The organism is Serratia sp. JKS296, assembly GCF_900215445.1.
In the GTDB taxonomy this organism is placed as follows: Bacteria; Pseudomonadota; Gammaproteobacteria; order Enterobacterales; family Enterobacteriaceae; genus Serratia; species Serratia marcescens.
Genome location: NZ_OCMX01000001.1, coordinates 3,734,436 through 3,756,003 on the forward strand (window position 1 = coordinate 3,734,436; position 21,568 = coordinate 3,756,003).

Sequence of the window (21,568 nt, forward strand, 5' to 3'; positions counted from 1 at the left end):
AGCCCCCGGTTTTCACCGGGGGCTTTTTTATTGCTGCTGCGCCATCGCCTCGTTCACCGCGTCCAGCCGTTCCTGCATCGCCGGATGGGTGCTGAGCCAGGCAGGCAGCGCCCAGTCATCGGCCTTTTCTCGTTCAGGCGCCTGCGCCAACGCGCGGTAGATCGTCGCCATTTCCGCCAACGACCGCCCCTGGCGCTGCATTTCCGCTATCGCAAACGCATCCGCCTCACGCTCCATCCCGCGAGAAAACTGCATCTCATTCACGAAGGATGCGGACTGCAGCAGCGTGTCGCCGATGCCGCTGACGTCACCCGTCATCCACATCAGCGTCAACGCCACCAGTGACGAACGCACCAACATGCGCATCGGGTGACGATGGGCGTGATGCCCCATCTCATGCAGCATCACCGCCGCCAAGCCATCGTCGTTTTTTGACAAGGTGACCAGGCTATCGCTGAGCACCAGCGTGCCGTCCGGCAACATAAAGGCGTTCGGCGCACCGGGCGCCGCCATCAGCTTCAGCGAGAGCGGCGTGCGCTCCTGGCGCATCTCGGCCGGCATCACCTGCCGGAACAACTGCTGCAGCGCCCGTTGCCGTTCGGCCGGCAGTGCGGAGGGCGCGAAGCCGCTCTGGTCCAAAAACGTCTGCGTATGTTCGCCCAGCGTCTGTTCCACCGAGGTGGGGATGCGCATGGCGATCTCGCTGCTCGCCCACGGCAGCACCACGTAAACGTAAGCCACTACCGCCAGCAGCGTCATCAGCAGCGCCAGGGCGACGCCGCGTTTATGGCGTTCCAGGCGATGCACCCACCCCGGCGAACGGCGTTGATAGAACCAGCGGCGAAAGGCCGCGTCGTCGTCAGGCACAAAGCGCCCGCCGCCCTTGAAGGTGAGCGTCAGCGGAATATTGCCCAGCGCGGCAGAAACGGTGATGTCCGTCAGCGGGATGTAACGCTGTTCATCCTGCCGCTGCAACGTCACGCCTTCGCCGCTTTCGTTCACCAGCAGACGAGCCGCCTCACGTGCGGCCCGTCCCGGCAACTGATAAGCGCCTTCAAGGATCATCGGCGCCTCAGAAGTTGCCGCCCAGATCCAGCGCCTGCAGCGCTTCTTCGGCCACCGCGCTGTTGGCGGTTTCCTGATGCGCCGTAATGTCCAGCAGCGCCAGATCGCCTTCAACCGCCGTGCAGGCCGCCAGATAACGGGCATGACGCACTTCCGCCACCGGCGCCGCCAAACCGAGCGAGAACAGGGTAATCAGGGTATTGGTGATCAACAGTCCCATATACGGCAGCGTTTTCATTGAGGAATGCAGCTTGATGTCGCCGTTCAGCCTTGCCTGGTTAAACAGATAGTTGCGCTGGGCAACGACCTGGTAGCTGCTGGCCACCAGCGCGCCAATTAGCAGCACCACCATCATCAGCAGAAGGCTGCTGATATTATCCAGCACCAGCACATCAATGGCTTCATTGGTTAACATGCCCATCAACACCATCTGATAGAGGGTAAGGAAGAACGAACCGATGCACACCAGCGCGACCAACATGAACGGCAGGAATATGAGCAGGCCAATCAAGGCAAATTTGATAAAGGCCGATTTCTTCAGTTCGGCAATAAACGGTGTCTTTCCGAAAAACAGGTTATTAACGTACAAATCATGCTGCAGTGCGCTAATAATGCCGTTTACCGCCGCAAATGCCGGCACGGCCAAAATCAGCGTCAGCACCAGCATAAAAGCGATGGCGTTGATGCTGCCAAGACCGCTGCCAATGCCGAGCAAGATGATCAGACCGACATACAGCCCGATAATCAGCAATAACGGGCAGAATAGTAAAGCCCAATAGGCGCGCCCGGTGCGGCAGACATAATTAAAACGCACGCCGCGATAGCTCGACATAATCGCATTGTAGCGCCAGCTGCGGATAACGATCCACGGCAGCAGGGCAAGCAACACCAGCAAAGCCAGCAGCCCCAGCAGGGGTGTTATCATCAGCAAGATATAAAACACGATGATGCCGCCGATCACCAACAGCCGCCCTTTCAGAATTTGCAGCGGTTGTGCATGGTAGTCGAAACGATCGCCGTCCAATTCCGTGTTGCCGTAAAAATAGCGGCGACGGCGCACCGTCGCCCAGGCGGAATAGATGCCCAGGGTCAGGGCGGTCAATAATGCATTGACTAACCAAATAGCGAAGTACTCACCACCTTTCCCATGGAATTTAATCCGGTGCAGCCCCAGCGGCTGCGAGGTATTGTTTGTCATAATTCTTTCATCCTGAAAGGAATAAGGTCATACCACTCCCCACTTATTAGGCCTGCGGGGTTTATGGAATAAAAAAAGCGTCTTATATAAGCACAATGCCGCGAGTAGTGACAATTATTCTTTTCTTAAATAGGAATAATGCGAAGAGGGTCGCTTAAGGACTTAATTGGCCTATTAACTGTAAGCCTTAAAGTCGTGGAATATAGAGAAGTGTAATGGCAAGGATAAAACAAGGGCCCGTTATCGGGCCCTTGTCATTGTTTGCGGTTATCCGCGGCGCGCTTTCACCGCCGCCGCCAGATCGCGCAGCACGGTTTCGGTGTCCTGCCAGCCGATGCAGCCGTCGGTCACGCTCTTGCCGTAAACCAGCGGTTCGCCGCTTTCGAGGTTCTGGTTACCTTCCACCAGGTGACTTTCGATCATCACGCCGATGATCGCTTTTTCACCGCCGCTAATCTGCCCGCAAACGTCAGCGCTCACGTCCATCTGCTTTTTGAACTGTTTGCTGCTGTTGGCGTGGCTGAAGTCGATCATCACCTGCGCAGGCAGCCCGGCTTTGCTCAGGCCGGCTTTGACGTCCTTCACGTGCGCCGCGCTGTAGTTCGGCTCTTTGCCGCCGCGCAGAATAATGTGGCAGTCGCCGTTGCCGCTGGTATTAACGATCGCCGAGTGACCCCACTTGGTCACCGACAGGAAGCAGTGCGGCGCGCCGGCGGCGTTGATGGCGTCGATCGCCACCTTGATGGTGCCGTCGGTGCCATTCTTGAAACCGACCGGGCACGAGAGGCCGGAGGCCAGCTCGCGGTGCACCTGCGATTCCGTGGTGCGCGCGCCGATGGCGCCCCAGCTCATCAGATCCGCCAGGTACTGCGGCGTGATCATGTCGAGGAATTCGCCGGCGGCCGGCAGACCGCTGTCGTTGATCTCCACCAGCAGTTTGCGCGCCAGGCGCAGGCCGTCGTTGATGTTGAAGCTGTTGTCCATCTGCGGATCGTTGATCAGGCCTTTCCAGCCCACGGTGGTGCGCGGTTTTTCGAAGTATACGCGCATCACCACTTCCAGCTCGCCGCTCAGTTCTTCACGCAGCGCCAGCAGGCGCCCCGCGTACTCTTTGGCGGCTTGGGTATCGTGGATGGAGCAAGGGCCAATCACCACCAGCAGGCGATCGTCGCTGCCGCGGAGGATATTGTGAATCGCGCTGCGGGCCTGGGACACCGTCTTTGCCGCGCGTTCGGTAGCCGGGAATTTCTCCAGCAGAGCCACCGGCGGCAGGAGTTCCTTAATATCATTAATGCGTAAATCGTCGTTTTGGTAATTCATAGCTTTTCCATTCGGTATCGAGGGGTATTTCGCAGTGCGTAACGGTGTAGATCCCAACAATCTAGCCTGTGGGAATGGCGCTGTAAATCACCTTTGCCCCCCTCCGCTGGAACCGCCAAATTAACAGCAGATTGTGCTGTTTCATCAGGGGAGCGCAGAGCCTCCTTTTTCGCTATGCTAGCGATCGGAATATAAAGCGACCCGAGTTGAACATGCCTTCTCTGTTATTAGTTGATGACCACCCGGTGGTTCATGTCGCACTGGAAGCGGCGCTAATGAAATCATCCCGCCCCTACCGCCTGCAGGCGGCGCAGGACGACGTCCAGGCGTTGGCTCTGCTGGCCGAGGCCGCTTTCGGCCTGGTGATCCTGGATATCGGCCTGCCGCAGGTCGATGGGCTGCAGCTGTTGAAAAAAATCCGCCGCCGCTACCCGCAACAAAAGATCCTGATCTATACCGCGCAAGAGGCCGATGTGTATGCGCGCATGGCGCATGCCGCCGGCGCCGACGGTTTCGTCAATAAAGGCAGCTCGCTGGCGGAGTTGGTGCTGGCGATCGAGCAGGTGCTGGACGGTGAAGCCAGTTTTCCCGCCGCCGCGCTGGCCGAAGAAGCGCCGACGGCGGACGGCGGGCTGCTCACGCCCAAGGAGCTCGAGGTGCTGGGTTTGCTGAGCCAGGGGCTGTCCAACCTGCAGATCGCCGACCGGCTGCACATCAGCAACAAGACCGTCAGCACGCACAAGAAAAACATCCAGCGCAAAACCGGCGCCGGTAATCTGCTGGAGCTGGTGGCGGTATTTAAAGAGCTGGCGCCATGATGCGCCGCGCCCTGCTGCTGCTGATCCTGTGGTGCGGCCTGGCGCAGGCGGGGGAGCCGGTGCGCTATCAGCTGGTCAGCAATCTGAATACCCCCGAGAACATGCTGATCGTCGGCGAGAAAAACCCCTGGCGCGACCACACGCTGCGCGTCGGCATCATCAGTGAGAACACCAGCCCGTACAACATCATTGTGGATGACGATCTGTATGGGCTGAACGCCGACTACCTCGGCTATATCCAGCAGGTAACCGGCATTCGCTTCGCCATTTACGGCTTCGCCGATCTGACGCAGCTGGAGCAGGCGCTGCACGACGGCAAAATCGATCTGCTGTATGGCATCCCGCAAAGTGAAGCGCTGCACGGATTGGCGATCTCTCAGCCCTATTACGTCAGCAACCTGCGCGTATTGCGCGACCGCAGCAACGATCGGCCGGTGATGCTCAACTCCGCCAATGCCCGCGTCGCGATCGGCGCGCTGACCGACATGCAGTCCGGCGGCGCCCTGCAGGCGGTGGCGTCGCAGATCCAGCGCTACGACAACAACCTGCAGGCGGTCTATTCGCTGCTCAACGGCAGCAGCGACTACTTTATCGCCGACGAGGCCAGCGCCAGCTTTATCATCGACCAGTTGCAGCTCGGCCAGCTCTATCAGATTGAAAGCAACGAGAACCTGGGCAACCTGTCCTTCGTGTTCGCCGCCGCCGACCCGCGGCTGATAGATACGCTGGACACCGCCATCGCCGACGCGCCGATGGAGCTGATGAATGCCCTGCAGAGCCGCTGGAGCAAAAAGATCCCCAGCTACCTCGATACCGGCAATGCCGATCTGACGACGATGGAGAAGAATTGGGTGGCGAGCCACCGCGTGGTTTACTACGCCGCCATCGAGAACAATTTCCCGTTCGCCTACCGCGGCTCCGACGGCCAGCCGCGCGGCTACGCCATCGATATTCTCAACATCATCGCGCAAAACACCGGGCTGCGTTTCGCGCCGCTGTGGGCGCGCAACGCCGAGCAGGCCGATCAGCTGGTGCAATCCGGCCAGGCCAGCTTCCGCGCCGCCCTGCCGCTGGCGCGCGGCGTCAAGGCGCGCTACAGCGCCAGCATGCCGATCCACCGTTCGCTGTGGGGCGTTTACGTCGGCCAGTATGCCAACGGCGTCTCGACCTGGGGCGATCTGGCCGGCAAGCGCATCGGCGTGCTGCAGGGCGATTTGGCGCAGGGGCTGGTGCCGGAGCAGGAACAGACCGTCAGCTTCGCCGACAGCAAGTCGATGTACGACGCGCTGGCCAACGGCCAGCTGGATGCGCTGGTGGATAACGTCATCTCCGCCAACTTTTTGGCGCTGTCGCGCTATTCCGGCGCCATCAAGCTGGCCTTCGCCGCCAACAACATCCCCTATCCGGTGGCTTTCGGCGTGCGCCGCGATCAGCCGCTGCTGCTGGCGATCCTCGATAAGAACCTGATGCAGATCCCGGCGGATACCCTGCAATCGCTGCGCGACGAGTGGATCGTCGATCGCAGCAACCTGATCGACGCGGTGAACGACAACCGCATGCCGCCGCAGACCACCTGGCTGCTGGCGCTGTTGGCCGCCGCTACCGTGCTGCTGTTGGCGCTGACTCTGCGCCGTTTCATGCTGCAGCGCCGTGAAAAACGCGAACGCGAAGAGCTCGAGCAGGCGCGCCGCCGCGCCGAAGCGGAAAATCGCATGAAGAGCAAATTCCTCGCCACCGTCAGCCATGAACTGCGCACGCCGATGCACGCCATCCTCGGCCTGCTGGAACTGGAGCTCAAACGCCAACCTGCGCCGGAAGGCCTGCCGGTGATTTACAGTTCGGCCTCATCGCTGCTCAACCTGCTCAACGACCTGCAGGATCACGCGCGGTTGGAAACCGGGTCGTTGACGTTGGCGCCAAAACCGGTGGCGCTGCGCCCCTGGGTCGCGCGCATCGACGCCCTTTACCGACCGCTGATCGGCGATCGGCCGTTGACGCTGAGCGTGGTGGCGGATCTGGCGCTGCCGGAGGCGGTGGTCATTGATGGTGAGCGTTTACTTCAGGTGGCTAATAACCTGATAAACAACGCGATAAAGTTCACGCCGCGCGGTGCCATTCAGGTCGAAGTCGGCTGGCGCGCGCAGGATGAACGGCAGGGGGAATTGCATCTGACGGTGAACGACAGCGGCTGCGGCATCGCCGCCGATGAGGTAGGCAAGCTGTTTCAACCGTTTTACCGCGCGCGCGGCGCGCAACGCATCTCGGTGCAAGGAACCGGTTTGGGCCTGTCGATCTGCAAAGAAATCGTCGAACAGATGGGCGGCCGCATCGCGTTGCACTCGCAGCCGGGCGTCGGTACACGCGTCGAGGTCGCGATACCGGTCGAGCTGAGCGGCGCGCCGCCGGCTGTCGCCCCGGCAGAGCGTAGCTTTGATCTGCCGTCTTCCGCCATGCGTACCGCGCTGATCGACGATCATCCCACCAATCTGTTGCTGCTGGAACGCCAGCTGCGCCACTTCGGGCTGCAGCCGGCCCGCTTTGAACAAGGCTATGCGCTGCTGCAGGCCCAGCGCCGGCAGCCGTTCGATCTGCTGTTTATCGACTATAACATGCCGCGCCCGGACGGACTGACGCTGGCCAGGCTGATCCGGCGCGACGAACAGCGGCTGCAGCGCCCGCCTTGCCGCATCGTGCTCTGCTCGGCAGACGTGCAGGAGTTTACCCGTATCCCGCCGGGCCTGGTGGCGATCGATCACTTCCTGACCAAGCCGATTTCACTGGCGGCAATCGGCCAGGTATTGGCTCAGCAACCGCAGGTTCAGGAGAAAAAGTCAGTCCTTACTGACCTACGGCAAACGCTGGCTGAGATGGCGGGCGGCGATCGCGCCATGATGCAGCGGCTGGCGCAGACGCTCAACGACACGCTGCGGCAAGACCGGCAGCGGCTCGCGGATGCCGTCGCCGCGAGCGACTGGCCACGCCTGGAACAGGCGGCGCACCGCATCAAGGGCAGCCTGCTGATGCTGCAGTTGCCGGAAGCCGCGCGGCTGTGCCAGCAACTGGTGGAAACCGCACGTCGGGGCGAACTTGCCGCCGCCGCTTATACTAAATTAAAGGCGTCAGTGGCGCAGATAGAACCGGAGCTGGACGCTCTGCTCGCCGCCGCCCCCACTTTCGCTATGCATAAGGATGAATAATGTCGGACACTCCACACGTACACCTGCCGAAAGACAGTAATAGTAAACGCCTACTGACCGCTTTTTTAGTCACCGCCGTCTTTATGGTGGCCGAAGTGGCCGGCGGCCTATTGTCCGGCTCGCTGGCGCTGTTGGCCGACGCCGGGCACATGCTGACCGATGCCGCCGCGCTGTTGGTGGCGCTGATGGCGGTGCACTTTTCCCAGCGCAAGCCCAACGCGCGCCACACCTTCGGCTATCTGCGCCTGACCACCCTGGCGGCCTTCCTCAACGCCGCGGCGCTACTGGTGATCGTGGTATTCATCCTGTGGGAGGCGATACGGCGTTTCTTCGAACCACAGCCGGTGATGGGTACTCCGATGCTGATCATCGCCATAGCGGGGCTGCTGGCGAACCTGTTCGCCTTCTGGCTGCTGCATCGCGGCAGCGAAGAGAAAAATATCAACGTGAGGGCGGCCGCGCTGCATGTGTTGGGCGACCTGCTCGGCTCGGTGGGCGCCATCGTCGCCGCCATCGTCATTCTCGCCACCGGCTGGACGCCGATTGACCCGATCCTGTCGGTGCTGGTCTCCTGTCTGGTGCTGCGCAGCGCCTGGCGGCTGCTGAAGGAGAGCTTCCACGAGCTGCTGGAAGGCACGCCGCAGGAGGTCGACATCGCCAAGCTGCAAAAAGACCTGTGCCTGAACATCCCGGAAGTGCGCAATATCCACCATGTACACGTCTGGCAGATCGGCGAACAGAAGCTGATGACGCTGCATGCGCAGGTGATCCCGCCGCATGACCACGATGGGCTGTTGCAACGTATCCAGGCTTATCTATTGGAACACTACAAGATCGGCCACGTGACCATCCAGATGGAGTACCGACACTGCGAGACGCCGGACTGCGGTATCAACCGGGCACCGGAACCGAGTGAACACTCACATGCCGAAGCGCATTCCCATCTGGGGCATCACCACTAAAGCCACGAGGGCGCCATCACGGCGCCCTCTGCGTTGTTACGGTGCGGAAGAGAGCGGATTGGAACGGTTGCGCCCGGCGCTCTTGATCCACAGCCAGGAGCCGTTCAGGGCGATCAGCGTCAGAATGACATACTCCAGCGCCATCGCGTACACGCCCTGGTAGGCGAAGATCGCCACGCTGATGACATCGATAACCACCCACAGCAGCCAGTTTTCCACGTACTTGCGCGTCATCAGGATCATCGCCACGATGGAGAGCACCATCATCGCCGAATCCCAGAACGGGAACGCGTCCGGCTGCAGCGTCGGCATCTGCACGTTCAGCCCCAGCCCTTGCATCACCGCCACCGCAATCTGCGTCAGCCAGGCGAACACGCGGTCGATGTTGAAGGTCATCAGGCCGATGCCGATGACGCAAACCGCCGCCCAGGCCAACGCTTTCGGCAGCGGCAGCCAGCGGATCTGCAGCTCGGCCTGATTATCCTGGGTTTGGCGGCTCCAGGCATACCAACCGTAAATATTGGCGCCGAAGAAAAACAGCTGCAGCAGCAGGCTGGCGTACAGCTGGATCTGGAAGAAAATCACCGCGAACAGCGTGACGTTGATCAGGCCGAACAGGTAGTTGATGATTTTTTCCTTGCTGGCGTACCAGATGCACAGCAACCCGAACAGTGTGCCGATGGCTTCGATCCACGACAGATCGTAACCGCCCGCGCCAAGCGGAATATGCACCAGAATATTGCTGGTACTGAAGAAGCTCATGAGGTCATCCTTTTAAACGGTTAAGCGTTGCCTTTAACCTGCATCTTAAGCTGAGCGGCGAAATCCAGCATGCGGTTCAGCGGCACCAGCGCCTTTTCACGCAGCGCGGCGTCCACGTGGATCTCATGCTGCGCGCCCCCCTGCTCCAGCCCTTCGGCAATCGCCTTCAGGCCATTCATCGCCATCCACGGGCAATGCGCGCAGCTGCGGCAGGTCGCGCCTTCCCCGGCGGTCGGCGCTTCGAACAGCTCCTTGTCCGGACAAGCCTGCTGCATCTTGTAAAAGATACCGCGATCGGTGGCGACGATCAGCTGTTGATGCGGCAATGTTTTCGCCGCCTGAATCAGTTGGCTGGTCGATCCCACCGCATCCGCCAGCTCGACCACCGCCTGAGGCGATTCGGGATGCACCAGGATGGCCGCCTGCGGATAGAGCGCCTTCATGCGCCGCAGCGCCTGGGTCTTAAACTCGTCATGGACAATGCAGGCGCCTTGCCAACACAACACGTCAGCGCCGGTCTGCTTCTGCACGTAGCTGCCGAGATGACGATCCGGCGCCCAGATAATTTTCTCGCCCAGGCTATCCAGATGCTCGATCAGTTCGACGGCGATGCTGGAGGTCACCACCCAGTCAGCGCGCGCTTTGACCGCCGCCGAGGTATTCGCATAGACCACCACAGTGCGATCGGGATGGCTGTCGCAAAACGCATGAAATTCCTCTTCCGGGCAGCCCAGATCCAGCGAACATTCGGCAAACAGCGTCGGCATCAGCACCTGCTTTTCCGGGCTGAGGATCTTGGCGGTTTCCCCCATGAAACGCACGCCGGCCACCAACAGCGTGGAAGCCGGATGCGCGCTGCCGAAGCGTGCCATTTCCAGCGAATCCGCCACGCAGCCGCCGGTTTCTTCCGCCAGCGCCTGGATTTCCGGATCGGTATAATAGTGGGCGACCATCACCGCGTTGCGCTGCTTGAGCAGGGTTTTGATCTTTTCGCGATAAAAGGCTTTTTCGGCTACGTCCAGCGGTACCGGTTTAGGCGGGAAGGGATACACCGCCGCATTGACATCAAACATTTCACTCATCGCTGCAATCTCATGCTAGGCTGGGCGCCTGCCGCTTGAATATTGCCTGCCGCAACGCCCTTCGTTTTATATACTAAACAAAATACCTAAATCAGCGCGAAAAGTCCGCTGATATTTTCAATTTTGCGCACCTATTGTTTAATAGATTAAAAACACAGGCATTGCCCGCGCAGTTCACAGCGGATAACCGCTTGGCGAGAACATATAGCCGTTAAGAAAAGCGCGGGATGACGATCGGTGTGTTGTTGAAACGAGAAAGCAGCGGATTCAGATTGCGGTGATGCGGATGCGATAAAAGGCGCTTTTTCTGAATGGGTGGGTCGTGCAGGATTGATTCGGCCTGTGGCCTCACCCTGCGGGCAACGCTGCGCGTTGTCGTATCTCTGAACCTGAGCGCAGGATCTCACCCGCACGACTCGGTGACCATGTTGGCGAGAAGATGAGGTCAGGTTTGGATGTTACAGAAACGAAAAAAGCGCCCAAAGGCGCTTTTTTCTGAATTGGTGGGTCGTGCAGGATTCGAACCTGCGACCAATTGATTAAAAGTCAACTGCTCTACCAACTGAGCTAACGACCCGCAGTGTGGTGGGTGATGACGGGCTCGAACCGCCGACCCCCTCCGTGTAAAGGAGATGCTCTACCAACTGAGCTAATCACCCACTGCTGTGGTACTGCTATTTTTCACATCTTGTCCACTCAAATCGTGGTGGATCGTGCAGGATAACTCGGCCTTTAGCCTCGCCCTTCGGGCCATCACCGGAGTGATGTTGTCTCGCTTCGCGAGACTCGAACCTTTACGGTTCTCATCCTGACGATTTAACACCTTGCTCTATTAAAGAGTGGTGGGTCGTGCAGGATTCGAACCTGCGACCAATTGATTAAAAGTCAACTGCTCTACCAACTGAGCTAACGACCCACTGATGTGATTTACTGCTGATGGCGAATAGGTTATTGGAACCGACTCGCGGAAAACAAGGATGGGGATGTTCAGGACAACTCGACGGGTACTCGACTCGGACCTTTACTTTGCCACATCAAACCGATTCTGAAGCTGCCATTCTTAAAGAATGGTGGGTCGTGCAGGATAACTCGGCCTTTGGCCTCGCCCTTGCGGGCCATCACCGGAGTGATGTTGTCTCGCTTCGCGAGACTCGAACCTTTACGATTCTCATCCTTTACGATTCTCTGTCGCAGCCATTCTTAAAGAATGGTGGGTCGTGCAGGATTCGAACCTGCGACCAATTGATTAAAAGTCAACTGCTCTACCAACTGAGCTAACGACCCATAACAGTGGTGGGTGATGACGGGCTCGAACCGCCGACCCCCTCCGTGTAAAGGAGATGCTCTACCAACTGAGCTAATCACCCACTGTTGTGGTTACTGCTACTTCAGAAATTGGTGGGTCGTGCAGGATGACTCGGCCTTTGGCCTCGCCCTGACGGGCCATCACTTCGTGATGTTATCCTTCCCGATTCCACTTCATTTCTTGCTTCAAAATTGGTGGGTCGTGCAGGATTCGAACCTGCGACCAATTGATTAAAAGTCAACTGCTCTACCAACTGAGCTAACGACCCAATTTCCCTGCCGCTTTAACATCTTGCAAGATGTCTTGGCAACGGCGGCATATATTACTAATTTATCTTGGCAGCGCAACCTAAATTTTTTACCGATGCGTTCAACTGCTTGTTCTTCACGCGAATGAGCCCAGAAATCGGTCAAATCGACTAACTTCTGGGCTCATTTTTCTAACCGTTAACCGCCTACGCGACTTTTCGCCTGCTTGGCCGCCGCACTGGTTGGGTATTGTTTGATCACCTGCTGGAACACGGCCTTGGCTTTATCGGCCTGCCCTTTTTCCTGCATGATGATACCCACCTTGTACATGGCGTCCGGCGCCTTCGGTGATTTAGCGTAATTCTTCACCACCACCGCAAAATAGTAGGCCGCATCGTCTTTTTTACCCTTGTTGTAGAACAACTGGCCCAGCCAATAGTTGGCATTGGGCTGGTAAGTAGACTTCGGGTACTGTTTTACGAAGGACTGAAAGGCGGAAATCGCCTGGTCATACTGTTTTTTTTCCAGCGCCAGAGAAACAGCGGCGTTGTAGTCGCTGTTCTCATCACCGCCGCTCGGCGTTGCAGAAGCGGCTGCAGGCGCGCTGCTGCCCGCATCGGAAGATGCGCCTGCGGCTGCCCCGCCGGCAGCGCCCGCTGCCGCAGAGGCGCTCTGAGCGCCGCCCTGGCTGAGGCTATCCATCTGTTGATAGATTTGCTTCTGGCGTTCAACGACCTGATTCAACTGATACTGGCTTTCCTGGATTTGCCCACGGAGAGAATCAATGTCGCGTTGATTGTCAGAGAGTTGCTGCTGGAGTTGGTTTAAAAGCTGGCCTTGAGCATTGCTGATGCGCTCAAGCGAGGTGACACGGTCTTCGACCGAGCCGGAGCCGACATTACTGATTGGCGCTTGGGCAGTAGCGGCCCAAGGGGCCGCTACGCCAACCAGTAACGACAGACTCAACAGGTGACGTCTGAAGTTACTGTTCATGCGATTCTCTTAGTAAACCAGAACGGCACGACGGTTTTTAGCATAAGCCGCTTCGTCGTGGCCCAGTACTGCTGGTTTTTCTTTACCGTAAGAAACGATAGAGATCTGGTCAGCGGAAACGCCTTTACCCTGCAGGTACATTTTAACGGCGTTAGCACGACGCTCACCCAGAGCGATGTTGTATTCCGGCGTGCCGCGTTCGTCAGCGTGGCCTTCAACGGTCACTTTGTAAGACGGGTTGTTACGCAGGAATGCAGCGTGCGCGTCCAGCATCTGAGCGAATTCGGAGCTTACGTCATACTTGTCCAGGCCGAAGTAAACGATGTTGTTCTTCTGCAGTTCTTGCATCTGCAGACGAGCTTGTTCTTCGGAAGACAGGTTGCTGCTGCCGTTTTCCATACCAGTGCCGGCGCCAGCGCCCATACCAGATTGGTCGTTGTTCGCGCTTTTGTTAGAACTACAAGCTGCTACAGCCAGAACTGGCAGTGCCAGCAGAAGCCCTTTCAGCACTTTGTTCAGTTGCATTTCTTTGATCCTTTTATAGTTTGCCATACATATTTACACATGCATCACAGATACGGCGACCAGGCAGGGAATTTGACCTGTCCATCAGTTGCCGGAAGACGCGCTTTGAAACGCCCATCAGTTGACACCAACTGCAGCACGGAGCCCATACCTTGCGTGGAGCTATAGATCACCATGGTGCCGTTTGGCGCAATACTAGGCGTTTCATCCAGGAAGGTGCCGGTCAAAACCTGAACGGCGCCCGATCCAAGATCTTGTTTGGCGATGTGTTGTGCACCACTGTTGGTGCTCACCATCACCAGGAATTTACCGTCGGAGCTGACTTCAGAATCCTGGTTCTGAGAGCCTTCCCATGTCAGACGCTGTGCGGCACCGCCGCTGGCGCTGATTTTATAAATCTGCGGACGCCCGCCCTGGTCGGAGGTAAACGCCAGAGACTGGCCATCCGGGAACCAGGTCGGTTCGGTGTTGTTGTTGCGGCCATCGGTCAGCTGCGTGATCTGGCCGGAGCCGAGGTTCATCACGTACAGGTTCAGGCTGCCGCTCTTGGACAGCGCGAAGGCCAGCTTGCTGCCGTCCGGCGAGAACGCCGGCGCACCGTTGTGGCGCGGGAACGAAGCGATCTGGCGGATGGCGCCGTTAGCCAGGGTTTGCACCACCAGCGCGGAACGGCCGCTCTCGAAGGTCACGTAAGCCAGTTTGCTGCCGTCCGGCGACCAGGCCGGCGACATCAGCGGCTCAGGCGAACGGTGCACCGTGAACTGGTTGTAACCGTCGTAATCCGCTACGCGCAGCTCGTACGGGAATTTCCCGCCGTTGGTCTGCACCACGTAGGCGATACGGGTGCGGAACGCGCCCTTGATGCCGGTCAGCTTCTCGAACACTTCGTCGCTGGCGGTATGCGCAGAATAACGCAACCACTGTTTGGTCACTTTATACTGGTTCTGCGCCAATACGGTGCCCGGCGAACCCGAGGTGTCCACCAACTGGTAGGAGATCAGGTAGCTGCCGTCGGCGCCAGGCTGAACCTGGCCGACAACCACGGCGTCGATGCCCAATGCAGTCCAGGCCGCCGGCGTCACTTCAGACGCGGAAGTCGGTTGCTGCGGCATGCGCGCCACGTCGATCGGGTTGAATTTGCCGCTGTTGCGCAGATCCGCTCCGACAATCTTGCCGATATCTTCCGGCGGCGTGCCTGGACCCGCCCACTTAAACGGCACCACGCCAATCGGACGAGCGGAGTCGACCCCTTGGGTGATTTCAATGCGAACTTCCGCGTGCAACACGGACGCCCACAGAATTAAAAAACCTAGCGCTACTCGAAATGCCTGCTTCATCTCATCTCCCTTATCCAGGCGGGATGCCTGCGATAAATTAGCAGAATTTTAACAAACCAACTCACGTAAAACTACATAATCCCTGTTGGTTACCTTAGTACATCCCTGTGATCTTACTCAGCTCAAACAACCATTATTCCGGCCTGAACGTAAGGGGAGCATTCTTAAACACCTCATACACCGCCTGGCTTGGCGGTTTCGGGATCTTCGCCTGTTTCGCCGCGGCTATCGCCGCCTGACACAGTGCCGGATCGCCCCCTTCAGATTTAACGTCTACCAGAAAACCGTCCGGCGCCAGCTTGATTCGCAGGTCACATTTACGGCCCTTGTACAGATCCGCATCGTAGAACTTGCTTTGAATCGCAGCGGTAATCTGGCCAAGATAGCCATTGATTTCCGCCCCGCTGGCGCCAGCCGTTTTGGCATTGCCCTGGCCAGCCGGTTTACCGTCACCCTTCTGCTTGCCGCCACCTTTCGGCGCGTTCTTGCCGTCCGCCAGGCCACCAAACAGGTCATCAACTTCCGCCGATTGCTTCGCAGCCTCGGCGGCGGCTTTTTTCTTCTCTGCAGCAGCTTTCTTGGCTGCCGCAGCTTTCTCAGCGGCGGCCGCTTTCTTCTCTGCCTCGGCGGCAGCCTTCTTCTCGGCTTCCGCTGCGGCTTTTTTCTCGGCTTCAGCAGCCGCTTTCTTCTCCGCAGCCTCTGCAGCTTTTTGCTCTGCGGCAGCGGCTGCGGCTTTCTTCGCCTCTTCCGCCTGTTTCTTGGCGGCGGCGGCAGCGGCCGCTTCTTTCTTGGCTTCCGCTTCGGCTTTCTTCTGCGCGTCCGCCTGCGCCTTGGCGACCTTGTCCGCTTCGGCCTTCGCCTTGGCGGCGGCGGCTTCGGCGACCTTCTGTTGCTCTTTGGCTTTCGCTGCAGCGGCTTCCGCCGCTTTTTGCTGCTCGGCGGCCTGCTTCTGCTGCTCCGCCGCCTTCTGCTGTTGCTCAGCCTGCGCTTTGGCGTCCTGCGCGGCTTTCTCCTGCGCCGCCAAACGCTCTTTCTCCAGCTCTTTCAGGCGCTGCTGTTGCTCCGCCTGCTTCTGCTGAAGCTCTTCGGCCTGTTGCTCCGCTTTTTTCTGGCGCTGCTTCTCGGCACGCTGCGCATCGTTGCTCTGCTGCTGCTGGCGGTTGTACTGCTCCACCACCGCGCCGGGATCGACCATTACCGCGCCCACTACAGAACCATCGCCGCCGCCGCCGGCGCTCATGTCGACCTTTTCCTGCAGCGATCCCCAAATCAGCAGGGCAATCAGTATGAAGTGCAGAACGACCGAAACAATAACGGCGCGGTTCAGCTTATCGTTTTGCTCAGTTGCCTTTACCAAAATAGATTCCCAAAAACTGGTGTTGCTTATACGGGGTTCCTGGGCCGCAGCGCAGGAACCGGGTTGCCGTTCGCCTTACGGTCAGATCGGCTGGGTCATCAGCCCCACGGAAGCTACGCCCGCCTGATGGAGAATATTCAATGCCTTGATAATCTCATCGTAAGGGACTTCCTTCGCACCGCCGATCAAAAAGACCGTTTTCGGGTTAGCCGCCAAACGCGACTTGGCTTCGGCCGCGACTTGTTCAGGCGGCAGCAGCTCCATACGGTTGTGATCCACCACCAGGGTGTATTGACCTACGCCGGAAACCTCAAGGATCACCGGCGGATTGTCATCGCTGGACACCGTTTTGGAATCGGTGGCGTCCGGCAGGTCAACCTCCACGCTCTGCGTGATGATTGGCGCGGTTGCCATAAAGATCAGCAGCAGCACCAGCAACACGTCGAGCAGCGGAACGATGTTAATTTCGGACTTCAGCTCGCGCCGACTACGTCCACGTACTCTCGCCATGCTACCTCCTACTTATTTGCTGTCGCTGGAGAAGGCCTGACGATGCAGAATAGCGGTGAACTCTTCCATAAAGTTGTCGTAATTCTGCTCAAGCTTGTTGACGCGCTGGTTGAGACGGTTATAGGCCATTACCGCCGGGATGGCGGCGAACAGACCGATCGCGGTGGCGATCAGCGCTTCGGCGATACCCGGCGCCACCATCTGCAGCGTGGCTTGCTTCACCGCGCCCAGCGCGATAAAGGCGTGCATGATCCCCCACACGGTGCCGAACAGACCGATGTACGGACTGATCGAACCGACGGTGCCGAGGAACGGAATATGGGTTTCCAGCGTTTCCAGCTCGCGGTTCATCGAAATGCGCATCGCGCGCGACGCCCCTTCGATCACCGACTCCGGCGCATGGTTGTTGGCGCGGTGCAGGCGGGCGAACTCTTTGAAACCGGAATGGAAGATCTGCTCGGAACCGGTCAGGCTATCGCGACGCGCCTGACTTTCCTGGTACAGACGGGAAAGCTCGATACCGGACCAGAATTTGTCTTCAAAGGCTTCGGCGTCGCGCGTCGCCGCATTGAGGATGCGGGTGCGCTGAATGATGATCGCCCAGGAGGCTACCGAGAAGCATATCAAAATCAACATGATAAGCTTAACCAGCAGGCTCGCCTTCAAGAATAAATCTAGGATGTTCATGTCAGTCACTGCTTAAACTCCGCGACAATAGACTTAGGAAGCGCTCTTGGCTTCATTTGGTGTGGATCAATACAGGCAATCAGGACATCTGCCTGGCTCAGTAGGGCCCCGTCAGAATTGACAATGCGTTGAGCAAACGTGAGAGAAGCCCCGCGCAGAGAGGTGATTTCACTCTGGACCTCCAGTTGCTCGTCGAGACGAGCCGGAGCCAGATAATCCACCGTCATGCGCCGGACGACAAAAGCGACTTGTTCACTGAGCAGCTGCTGTTGATGAAAGTTGTGCTGACGCAGCATCTCTGTGCGCGCTCTTTCAAAAAAGGCGACGTAGCGGGCGTGATAGACCACACCACTGGCATCGGTATCCTCGTAGTAAACGCGAACCGGCCATCGAAACAACGTATTACTCACTCTACTTCCCAGCAATGCAATTTAACGCTGCTACTATACGCAAGACGGATCGGGTTGGGAATGGGTTACAAGATGGGAATGAAAATAATTATGGGCCGTGAGGGCCCATAACGTGGGGACATCGGGGAGATTATAAAGAAACGTAAAGTAATCCTGCGCACAAGATCACAATTGCGGGAAGCGGCGCGAAAAAAGCGCGCCAGACGCTGCGCTGCGGGCGGAATCCGAAACCGTGGATCACCCCGGCGCATACGGCCCAAATCAGCAACAGCCCTTCCCAAATCTCCAGCGAGCTGGTTTTGGCGGCGAAACGCGTCGGATCCCAGAACACGCACCCCGCCAAAATCAACGCCAGCACCAGGGAAAGGGCCCGAACCGGGCCCTTGTCGGTGACAGCGTACAGCTTGTCAATCACGGACGAGCTCATCACTTACCGTCTTGCTGAGCTTTGGTCGCTTCGCTCTGCTCAAGCGCCAGCGCCGTGATGATGCCGAAGGCGCAGGCAAGAAGCGTTCCGAGAATCCAGGCAAAATACCACATGGTTTAGCTCCTTATCCTTAGTACAGCGAATGCTTGTTGTTTTCGATGTAATTCTTGTCGAGGCGACCGAACATTTTGTAGTACGACCAGCTGGTGTACGCCAAAACGATAGGCACGAAGATCGCCGCCACGACGGTCATCACTTTCAGCGTCAACAGGCTCGAGGTCGCGTCCCACATGGTCAGGCTGACGTTAGGCACGGTGCTGGACGGCATCACGAACGGGAACATGGTGACCCCGGCAGTGAGGATGACGCAGGCGATGGTCAGCGACGAGGTGACGAACGCCAGCGCGCCTTTCTCCAGACGCGAGAACAGGATGGTGAACAACGGCAGCACCACGCCCAGCGCAGGCAACGCCCACAGCAGCGGATACTTGTTGAAGTTGATCAGCCATGCGCCGGCCTGATGCGCCACTTCTTTACGCAGCGGGTTGGATTCCGCCATGGTGTCCAGCGCCGAAGTGATCACGTAGCCGTCGATGCCTTTCACCAGCCACACGCCCGCCAGCAGGAAGCATACCGCCATGATCAGCGTCGCGATCTGCGCTGCGGCGCGTGACCGCAGGTGGATCTCGCCGGTGGTGCGCATCTGCAGGTAAGTCGCGCCCTGAGTGACCAGCATGGTCAGACTGACCACGCCTGCCAACAGACCGAACGGATTCAGCAGTTGGAAGAAGTTGCCGGTGTAGAACAGACGCAGGTACTCGTCCACATGGAACGGCACGCCCTGCAGCAGGTTGCCGAACGCCACGCCGAACACCAATGCAGGCACGAAGGAACCGATGAAGATGCCCCAGTCCCACATGTTGCGCCAGCGGGTGCTCTCCAGCTTGGAACGGTAGTCAAAACCGACCGGGCGGAAGAACAAGGCCGCCAGCACCAGGATCATGGCGACGTAGAAGCCCGAGAAGGCCGCTGCGTAGACCATCGGCCAGGCGGCGAACAGCGCACCGCCGGCGGTGATCAGCCACACCTGGTTACCGTCCCAGTGCGGGGCGATGGAGTTGATCATCACCCGGCGCTCGGTATCGGTTTTACCGATGATGCGCACCAGGATGCCGACGCCCATGTCGAAACCGTCGGTGACGGCGAAGCCGATCAGCAGTACGCCAACCAGCACCCACCAGATAAATCGCAGTACTTCATAGTCAAACATACGTGGACTCCTGTTTAGCGCGCTTCCTGCACGGCGGCAGTCGGTTGTTCAAAGTGGTAGCGGCCGGTTTTCAGGCTGCTTGGACCCAGACGCGCAAACTTGAACATCAGGTACATTTCAGCCACCAGGAACAGGGTGTACAAGCCGCAAATCAGCCCCATCGAGAACAGAATGTCGCCCGCGGTCAGCGAAGAGTTGGCGACTGCGGTCGGCAGCACCTCACCAATCGCCCACGGTTGACGGCCGTATTCCGCCACGAACCAGCCAGCTTCCACCGCGATCCACGGCAGCGGCAGGCCATACAGCGCCGCACGCAACAGCCATTTTTTCTGGCCGATGCGGCCGCGCACCACGCTCAGGAAGGACAGGCCGATAATCAGCAGCATCAGCACGCCACAGGCCACCATGATGCGGAAGGCGAAGTACAGCGGCGCCACGCGTGGAATGGAATCCTTGGTCGCCTGCTGGATCTGCGCTTCCGTCGCGTCGCTGACGTTCGGGGTATAACGCTTCAGCAGCATGCCGTAGCCCAGGTCTTGCTTGGTTTTGTTGAATTCCGCACGCACCGCAGGATCGGTATTGCCGCCGCGCAGCTCTTCCAGCAGCTGGTAGGCTTTCATGCCGTTGCGGATGCGCACTTCATGTTGCGCCAGCAGATCTTTCAGGCCGGTGACCTGCGTGTCGGTGGAACGCGTGGCGATCAGGCCAAGCGCATACGGGATCTGAATAGAGAAGGAGTTTTCCATCTTGTCCTGATCGGGAATGCCGAACAGGGTGAAGGACGCCGGCGCCGGCTGGGTATCCCACTCCGCTTCAATGGCGGCCAGTTTGGTTTTCTGTACGTCGCCCATTTCGTAACCGGATTCGTCACCCAGCACGATCACCGACAGCACCGCAGCCATGCCGAAGCTGGCGGCGATGGCGAAGGAGCGCTTGGCGAAAGCGATGTCGCGGCCCTTCAGCAGATAGTAAGAGCTGATGCCCAGCACGAACATGGCGCCGGTGGTGTAACCTGCAGCCACGGTGTGAACGAATTTCACCTGCGCAACCGGGTTAAGCACCAGCTCGGAGAAGCTGACCATCTCCATGCGCATGGTTTCGAAGTTGAAATCCGACGCGATCGGGTTCTGCATCCAGCCGTTGGCGACCAGGATCCACAGCGCGGACAGGTTGGAGCCGAGGGCCACGAACCAGGTTACCGCCATGTGCTGCACCTTGCTCAGACGATCCCAGCCGAAGAAGAACAGGCCGACCAGCGTCGATTCAAGGAAGAACGCCATCAGACCTTCGATAGCCAGTGGGGCCCCGAAGATATCGCCGACGTAATGAGAGAAATACGACCAGTTGGTCCCGAACTGGAACTCCATGGTCAAACCGGTGGCCACACCCAGAGCAAAGTTAATCGCAAATAACTTTCCCCAGAATTTGGTCATGTCTTTATAGATTTGTTTGCCAGACAGGACATATACCGTTTCCATAATTGCCAGCAAGAACGCCATACCGAGCGTTAATGGGACAAATAAGAAATGGTACATCGCCGTTAAAGCAAACTGTAAGCGCGACAGTTCGACAATATCAAACATCTTGACTCCTTGCTCCTCGCAGGAAGACTCCGACACGCGGTTATCGGCATGCTTCTTTCAAAGCCGCCAGTAACGCCCCGCAGTGAATGCCCTTAAACACAACAAATTTGATCCAGCTTCTCCGCTTTCAACCGCACACTCGCCAATAGCCTCTCGGGCCGTCGACAAGCACGCCACTGAAAACCGACAACGGGTAACAAATGCAACAAGATCAACCATCCATAATCACAACATGGATGATACTCGCCCAATCCCACACAATAAATAGGTTTTTACGTGACGTGGGTTGGACTTTTGGTTACAGGTCAAATCTTAGCCGAAAGAGGTACTTCGGGCTAATTTGATCTGAGACAATTTAAGCCTATCCGCATATTATTTCCATATTCATCAGCACATTTCGCCTATTTTTCTTGAGGGCATGTTGCGCAATGGTTTAATTGTTTTTTAATGATATTTTTGTGTTAAATAAATGTAATTTAAAAGAGCCGCCATTGTATTATTACGCGCTTAT

19 protein-coding genes, 6 tRNA genes and 3 other RNA genes are annotated in these 21,568 nt (G+C 58.1%); 3 read left to right on the forward strand and 25 right to left on the reverse strand.

Translation table 11 applies throughout. The features are described from left to right. Positions 1-27 precede the first annotated feature (27 nt). From CRO23_RS17905 to aroG, 3 genes are all read right to left on the reverse strand, one after another. The gene (locus CRO23_RS17905) at positions 28-1,065 is read right to left on the reverse strand and encodes a M48 family metallopeptidase (RefSeq protein WP_097102595.1); all 1,038 of its coding nucleotides are present in this window, start codon (positions 1,063-1,065) and stop codon (positions 28-30) included. Positions 1,066-1,072: 7 nt separating this feature from the next. Further along, complete coding sequence (locus tag CRO23_RS17910) at positions 1,073-2,263, reverse strand: YjgN family protein (protein WP_016928716.1); 1,191 nt, start codon at positions 2,261-2,263, stop codon at positions 1,073-1,075. Positions 2,264-2,530: 267 nt separating this feature from the next. Next, the gene (gene aroG / locus CRO23_RS17915) at positions 2,531-3,583 is read right to left on the reverse strand and encodes a 3-deoxy-7-phosphoheptulonate synthase AroG (RefSeq protein ID WP_016928717.1); all 1,053 of its coding nucleotides are present in this window, start codon (positions 3,581-3,583) and stop codon (positions 2,531-2,533) included. 212 nt (positions 3,584-3,795) lie between these two features. On the opposite strand from aroG, the gene CRO23_RS17920 reads away from it, so the two are divergent. Genes CRO23_RS17920 through zitB form a run of 3 tightly spaced genes read left to right on the forward strand, consistent with a single transcriptional unit; the run spans position 3,796 to position 8,560 of the window. Continuing rightward, positions 3,796-4,401, forward strand: a complete 606-nt coding sequence (locus CRO23_RS17920) for a response regulator (protein WP_028127666.1) — start codon at positions 3,796-3,798, stop codon at positions 4,399-4,401. Next, entirely contained in the window at positions 4,398-7,598 is a 3,201-nt protein-coding gene (locus tag CRO23_RS17925) for an ATP-binding protein (RefSeq protein WP_097102597.1), read from the forward strand. The genes CRO23_RS17920 and CRO23_RS17925 overlap by 4 nt, the downstream gene beginning before the upstream one ends. After that, a complete protein-coding gene (gene zitB, locus CRO23_RS17930; protein WP_028127667.1) occupies positions 7,598-8,560 on the forward strand; it encodes a CDF family zinc transporter ZitB in 963 nt (320 codons plus the stop codon). Before CRO23_RS17925 ends, zitB begins: the two co-directional genes overlap by 1 nt. A gap of 36 nt (positions 8,561-8,596) precedes the next feature. On the opposite strand, the gene pnuC is transcribed toward zitB, so the two are convergent. The 22 genes from pnuC to cydA all read right to left on the reverse strand — a co-directional run bounded on the left by pnuC (position 8,597) and on the right by cydA (position 21,057). Beyond that, positions 8,597-9,322, reverse strand: coding sequence for a nicotinamide riboside transporter PnuC (gene pnuC, locus CRO23_RS17935; RefSeq protein ID WP_016928721.1), 726 nt, complete (start codon positions 9,320-9,322; stop codon positions 8,597-8,599). Positions 9,323-9,342: 20 nt separating this feature from the next. Continuing rightward, complete coding sequence (gene nadA, locus CRO23_RS17940) at positions 9,343-10,404, reverse strand: quinolinate synthase NadA (RefSeq protein ID WP_015376982.1); 1,062 nt, start codon at positions 10,402-10,404, stop codon at positions 9,343-9,345. Between the two features lie 313 nt (positions 10,405-10,717). After that, positions 10,718-10,831: non-coding RNA, RtT sRNA (locus CRO23_RS17945), on the reverse strand. 74 nt (positions 10,832-10,905) lie between these two features. Next, a tRNA-Lys gene (locus tag CRO23_RS17950) sits at positions 10,906-10,981 on the reverse strand. Positions 10,982-10,987: 6 nt separating this feature from the next. After that, positions 10,988-11,063 (reverse strand) — tRNA-Val (locus CRO23_RS17955). A gap of 45 nt (positions 11,064-11,108) precedes the next feature. Beyond that, positions 11,109-11,231: non-coding RNA, RtT sRNA (locus CRO23_RS17960), on the reverse strand. Between the two features lie 13 nt (positions 11,232-11,244). Then, positions 11,245-11,320: transfer RNA gene (locus CRO23_RS17965), tRNA-Lys, on the reverse strand. Between the two features lie 152 nt (positions 11,321-11,472). Then, positions 11,473-11,597: non-coding RNA, RtT sRNA (locus CRO23_RS17970), on the reverse strand. Between the two features lie 15 nt (positions 11,598-11,612). Further along, a tRNA-Lys gene (locus CRO23_RS17975) sits at positions 11,613-11,688 on the reverse strand. Between the two features lie 7 nt (positions 11,689-11,695). After that, a tRNA-Val gene (locus CRO23_RS17980) sits at positions 11,696-11,771 on the reverse strand. A gap of 131 nt (positions 11,772-11,902) precedes the next feature. Beyond that, positions 11,903-11,978 (reverse strand) — tRNA-Lys (locus CRO23_RS17985). A 178-nt stretch (positions 11,979-12,156) separates the two neighbouring features. Then, a complete protein-coding gene (gene cpoB, locus CRO23_RS17990; protein ID WP_004939852.1) occupies positions 12,157-12,951 on the reverse strand; it encodes a cell division protein CpoB in 795 nt (264 codons plus the stop codon). A gap of 9 nt (positions 12,952-12,960) precedes the next feature. After that, on the reverse strand, positions 12,961-13,476 hold the full coding sequence (pal, locus tag CRO23_RS17995) for a peptidoglycan-associated lipoprotein Pal (RefSeq protein WP_004939853.1): 516 nt from the start codon (positions 13,474-13,476) through the stop codon (positions 12,961-12,963). A gap of 44 nt (positions 13,477-13,520) precedes the next feature. Beyond that, a complete protein-coding gene (gene tolB, locus CRO23_RS18000) occupies positions 13,521-14,813 on the reverse strand; it encodes a Tol-Pal system beta propeller repeat protein TolB (protein ID WP_004939856.1) in 1,293 nt (430 codons plus the stop codon). Positions 14,814-14,946: 133 nt separating this feature from the next. Beyond that, the gene (tolA, locus tag CRO23_RS18005; protein WP_016928724.1) at positions 14,947-16,170 is read right to left on the reverse strand and encodes a cell envelope integrity protein TolA; all 1,224 of its coding nucleotides are present in this window, start codon (positions 16,168-16,170) and stop codon (positions 14,947-14,949) included. Positions 16,171-16,251: 81 nt separating this feature from the next. Continuing rightward, positions 16,252-16,680, reverse strand: coding sequence for a colicin uptake protein TolR (gene tolR, locus CRO23_RS18010; protein WP_004939859.1), 429 nt, complete (start codon positions 16,678-16,680; stop codon positions 16,252-16,254). Positions 16,681-16,692: 12 nt separating this feature from the next. Beyond that, on the reverse strand, positions 16,693-17,376 hold the full coding sequence (gene tolQ, locus CRO23_RS18015; protein WP_004939862.1) for a Tol-Pal system protein TolQ: 684 nt from the start codon (positions 17,374-17,376) through the stop codon (positions 16,693-16,695). Further along, positions 17,373-17,777, reverse strand: a complete 405-nt coding sequence (gene ybgC, locus CRO23_RS18020) for a tol-pal system-associated acyl-CoA thioesterase (RefSeq protein ID WP_004939863.1) — start codon at positions 17,775-17,777, stop codon at positions 17,373-17,375. The genes tolQ and ybgC overlap by 4 nt, the downstream gene beginning before the upstream one ends. A gap of 130 nt (positions 17,778-17,907) precedes the next feature. Beyond that, positions 17,908-18,204 (reverse strand): cyd operon protein YbgE, encoded by a 297-nt coding sequence (ybgE, locus tag CRO23_RS18025; protein ID WP_004939866.1) that lies wholly within the window; start codon positions 18,202-18,204, stop codon positions 17,908-17,910. Next, positions 18,204-18,317, reverse strand: coding sequence for a cytochrome bd-I oxidase subunit CydX (cydX, locus tag CRO23_RS18030; protein ID WP_004939868.1), 114 nt, complete (start codon positions 18,315-18,317; stop codon positions 18,204-18,206). Before cydX ends, ybgE begins: the two co-directional genes overlap by 1 nt. Positions 18,318-18,334: 17 nt before the next feature. Next, positions 18,335-19,474, reverse strand: coding sequence for a cytochrome d ubiquinol oxidase subunit II (cydB, locus tag CRO23_RS18035; RefSeq protein ID WP_016928727.1), 1,140 nt, complete (start codon positions 19,472-19,474; stop codon positions 18,335-18,337). Between the two features lie 14 nt (positions 19,475-19,488). Next, the gene (gene cydA, locus CRO23_RS18040; protein ID WP_049300326.1) at positions 19,489-21,057 is read right to left on the reverse strand and encodes a cytochrome ubiquinol oxidase subunit I; all 1,569 of its coding nucleotides are present in this window, start codon (positions 21,055-21,057) and stop codon (positions 19,489-19,491) included. Between the last annotated feature and the right edge of the window lie 511 nt (positions 21,058-21,568).

Bases quoted from the DNA above. Each gene is read 5' to 3' on its own strand.
- CRO23_RS17905 (WP_097102595.1), bottom strand. From the start codon at position 1,065: ATGATCCTTGAAGGCGCTTATCAGTTGCCGGGACGGGCCGCACGTGAG.
- CRO23_RS17910 (WP_016928716.1), bottom strand. From the start codon at position 2,263: ATGACAAACAATACCTCGCAGCCGCTGGGGCTGCACCGGATTAAATTC.
- aroG (WP_016928717.1), bottom strand. From the start codon at position 3,583: ATGAATTACCAAAACGACGATTTACGCATTAATGATATTAAGGAACTC.
- CRO23_RS17920 (WP_028127666.1), top strand. From the start codon at position 3,796: ATGCCTTCTCTGTTATTAGTTGATGACCACCCGGTGGTTCATGTCGCA.
- CRO23_RS17925 (WP_097102597.1), top strand. From the start codon at position 4,398: ATGATGCGCCGCGCCCTGCTGCTGCTGATCCTGTGGTGCGGCCTGGCG.
- zitB (WP_028127667.1), top strand. From the start codon at position 7,598: ATGTCGGACACTCCACACGTACACCTGCCGAAAGACAGTAATAGTAAA.
- pnuC (WP_016928721.1), bottom strand. From the start codon at position 9,322: ATGAGCTTCTTCAGTACCAGCAATATTCTGGTGCATATTCCGCTTGGC.
- nadA (WP_015376982.1), bottom strand. From the start codon at position 10,404: ATGAGTGAAATGTTTGATGTCAATGCGGCGGTGTATCCCTTCCCGCCT.
- cpoB (WP_004939852.1), bottom strand. From the start codon at position 12,951: ATGAACAGTAACTTCAGACGTCACCTGTTGAGTCTGTCGTTACTGGTT.
- pal (WP_004939853.1), bottom strand. From the start codon at position 13,476: ATGCAACTGAACAAAGTGCTGAAAGGGCTTCTGCTGGCACTGCCAGTT.
- tolB (WP_004939856.1), bottom strand. From the start codon at position 14,813: ATGAAGCAGGCATTTCGAGTAGCGCTAGGTTTTTTAATTCTGTGGGCG.
- tolR (WP_004939859.1), bottom strand. From the start codon at position 16,680: ATGGCGAGAGTACGTGGACGTAGTCGGCGCGAGCTGAAGTCCGAAATT.
- ybgE (WP_004939866.1), bottom strand. From the start codon at position 18,204: ATGAGCTCGTCCGTGATTGACAAGCTGTACGCTGTCACCGACAAGGGC.
- cydX (WP_004939868.1), bottom strand. From the start codon at position 18,317: ATGTGGTATTTTGCCTGGATTCTCGGAACGCTTCTTGCCTGCGCCTTC.
- cydB (WP_016928727.1), bottom strand. From the start codon at position 19,474: ATGTTTGACTATGAAGTACTGCGATTTATCTGGTGGGTGCTGGTTGGC.
- cydA (WP_049300326.1), bottom strand. From the start codon at position 21,057: ATGTTTGATATTGTCGAACTGTCGCGCTTACAGTTTGCTTTAACGGCG.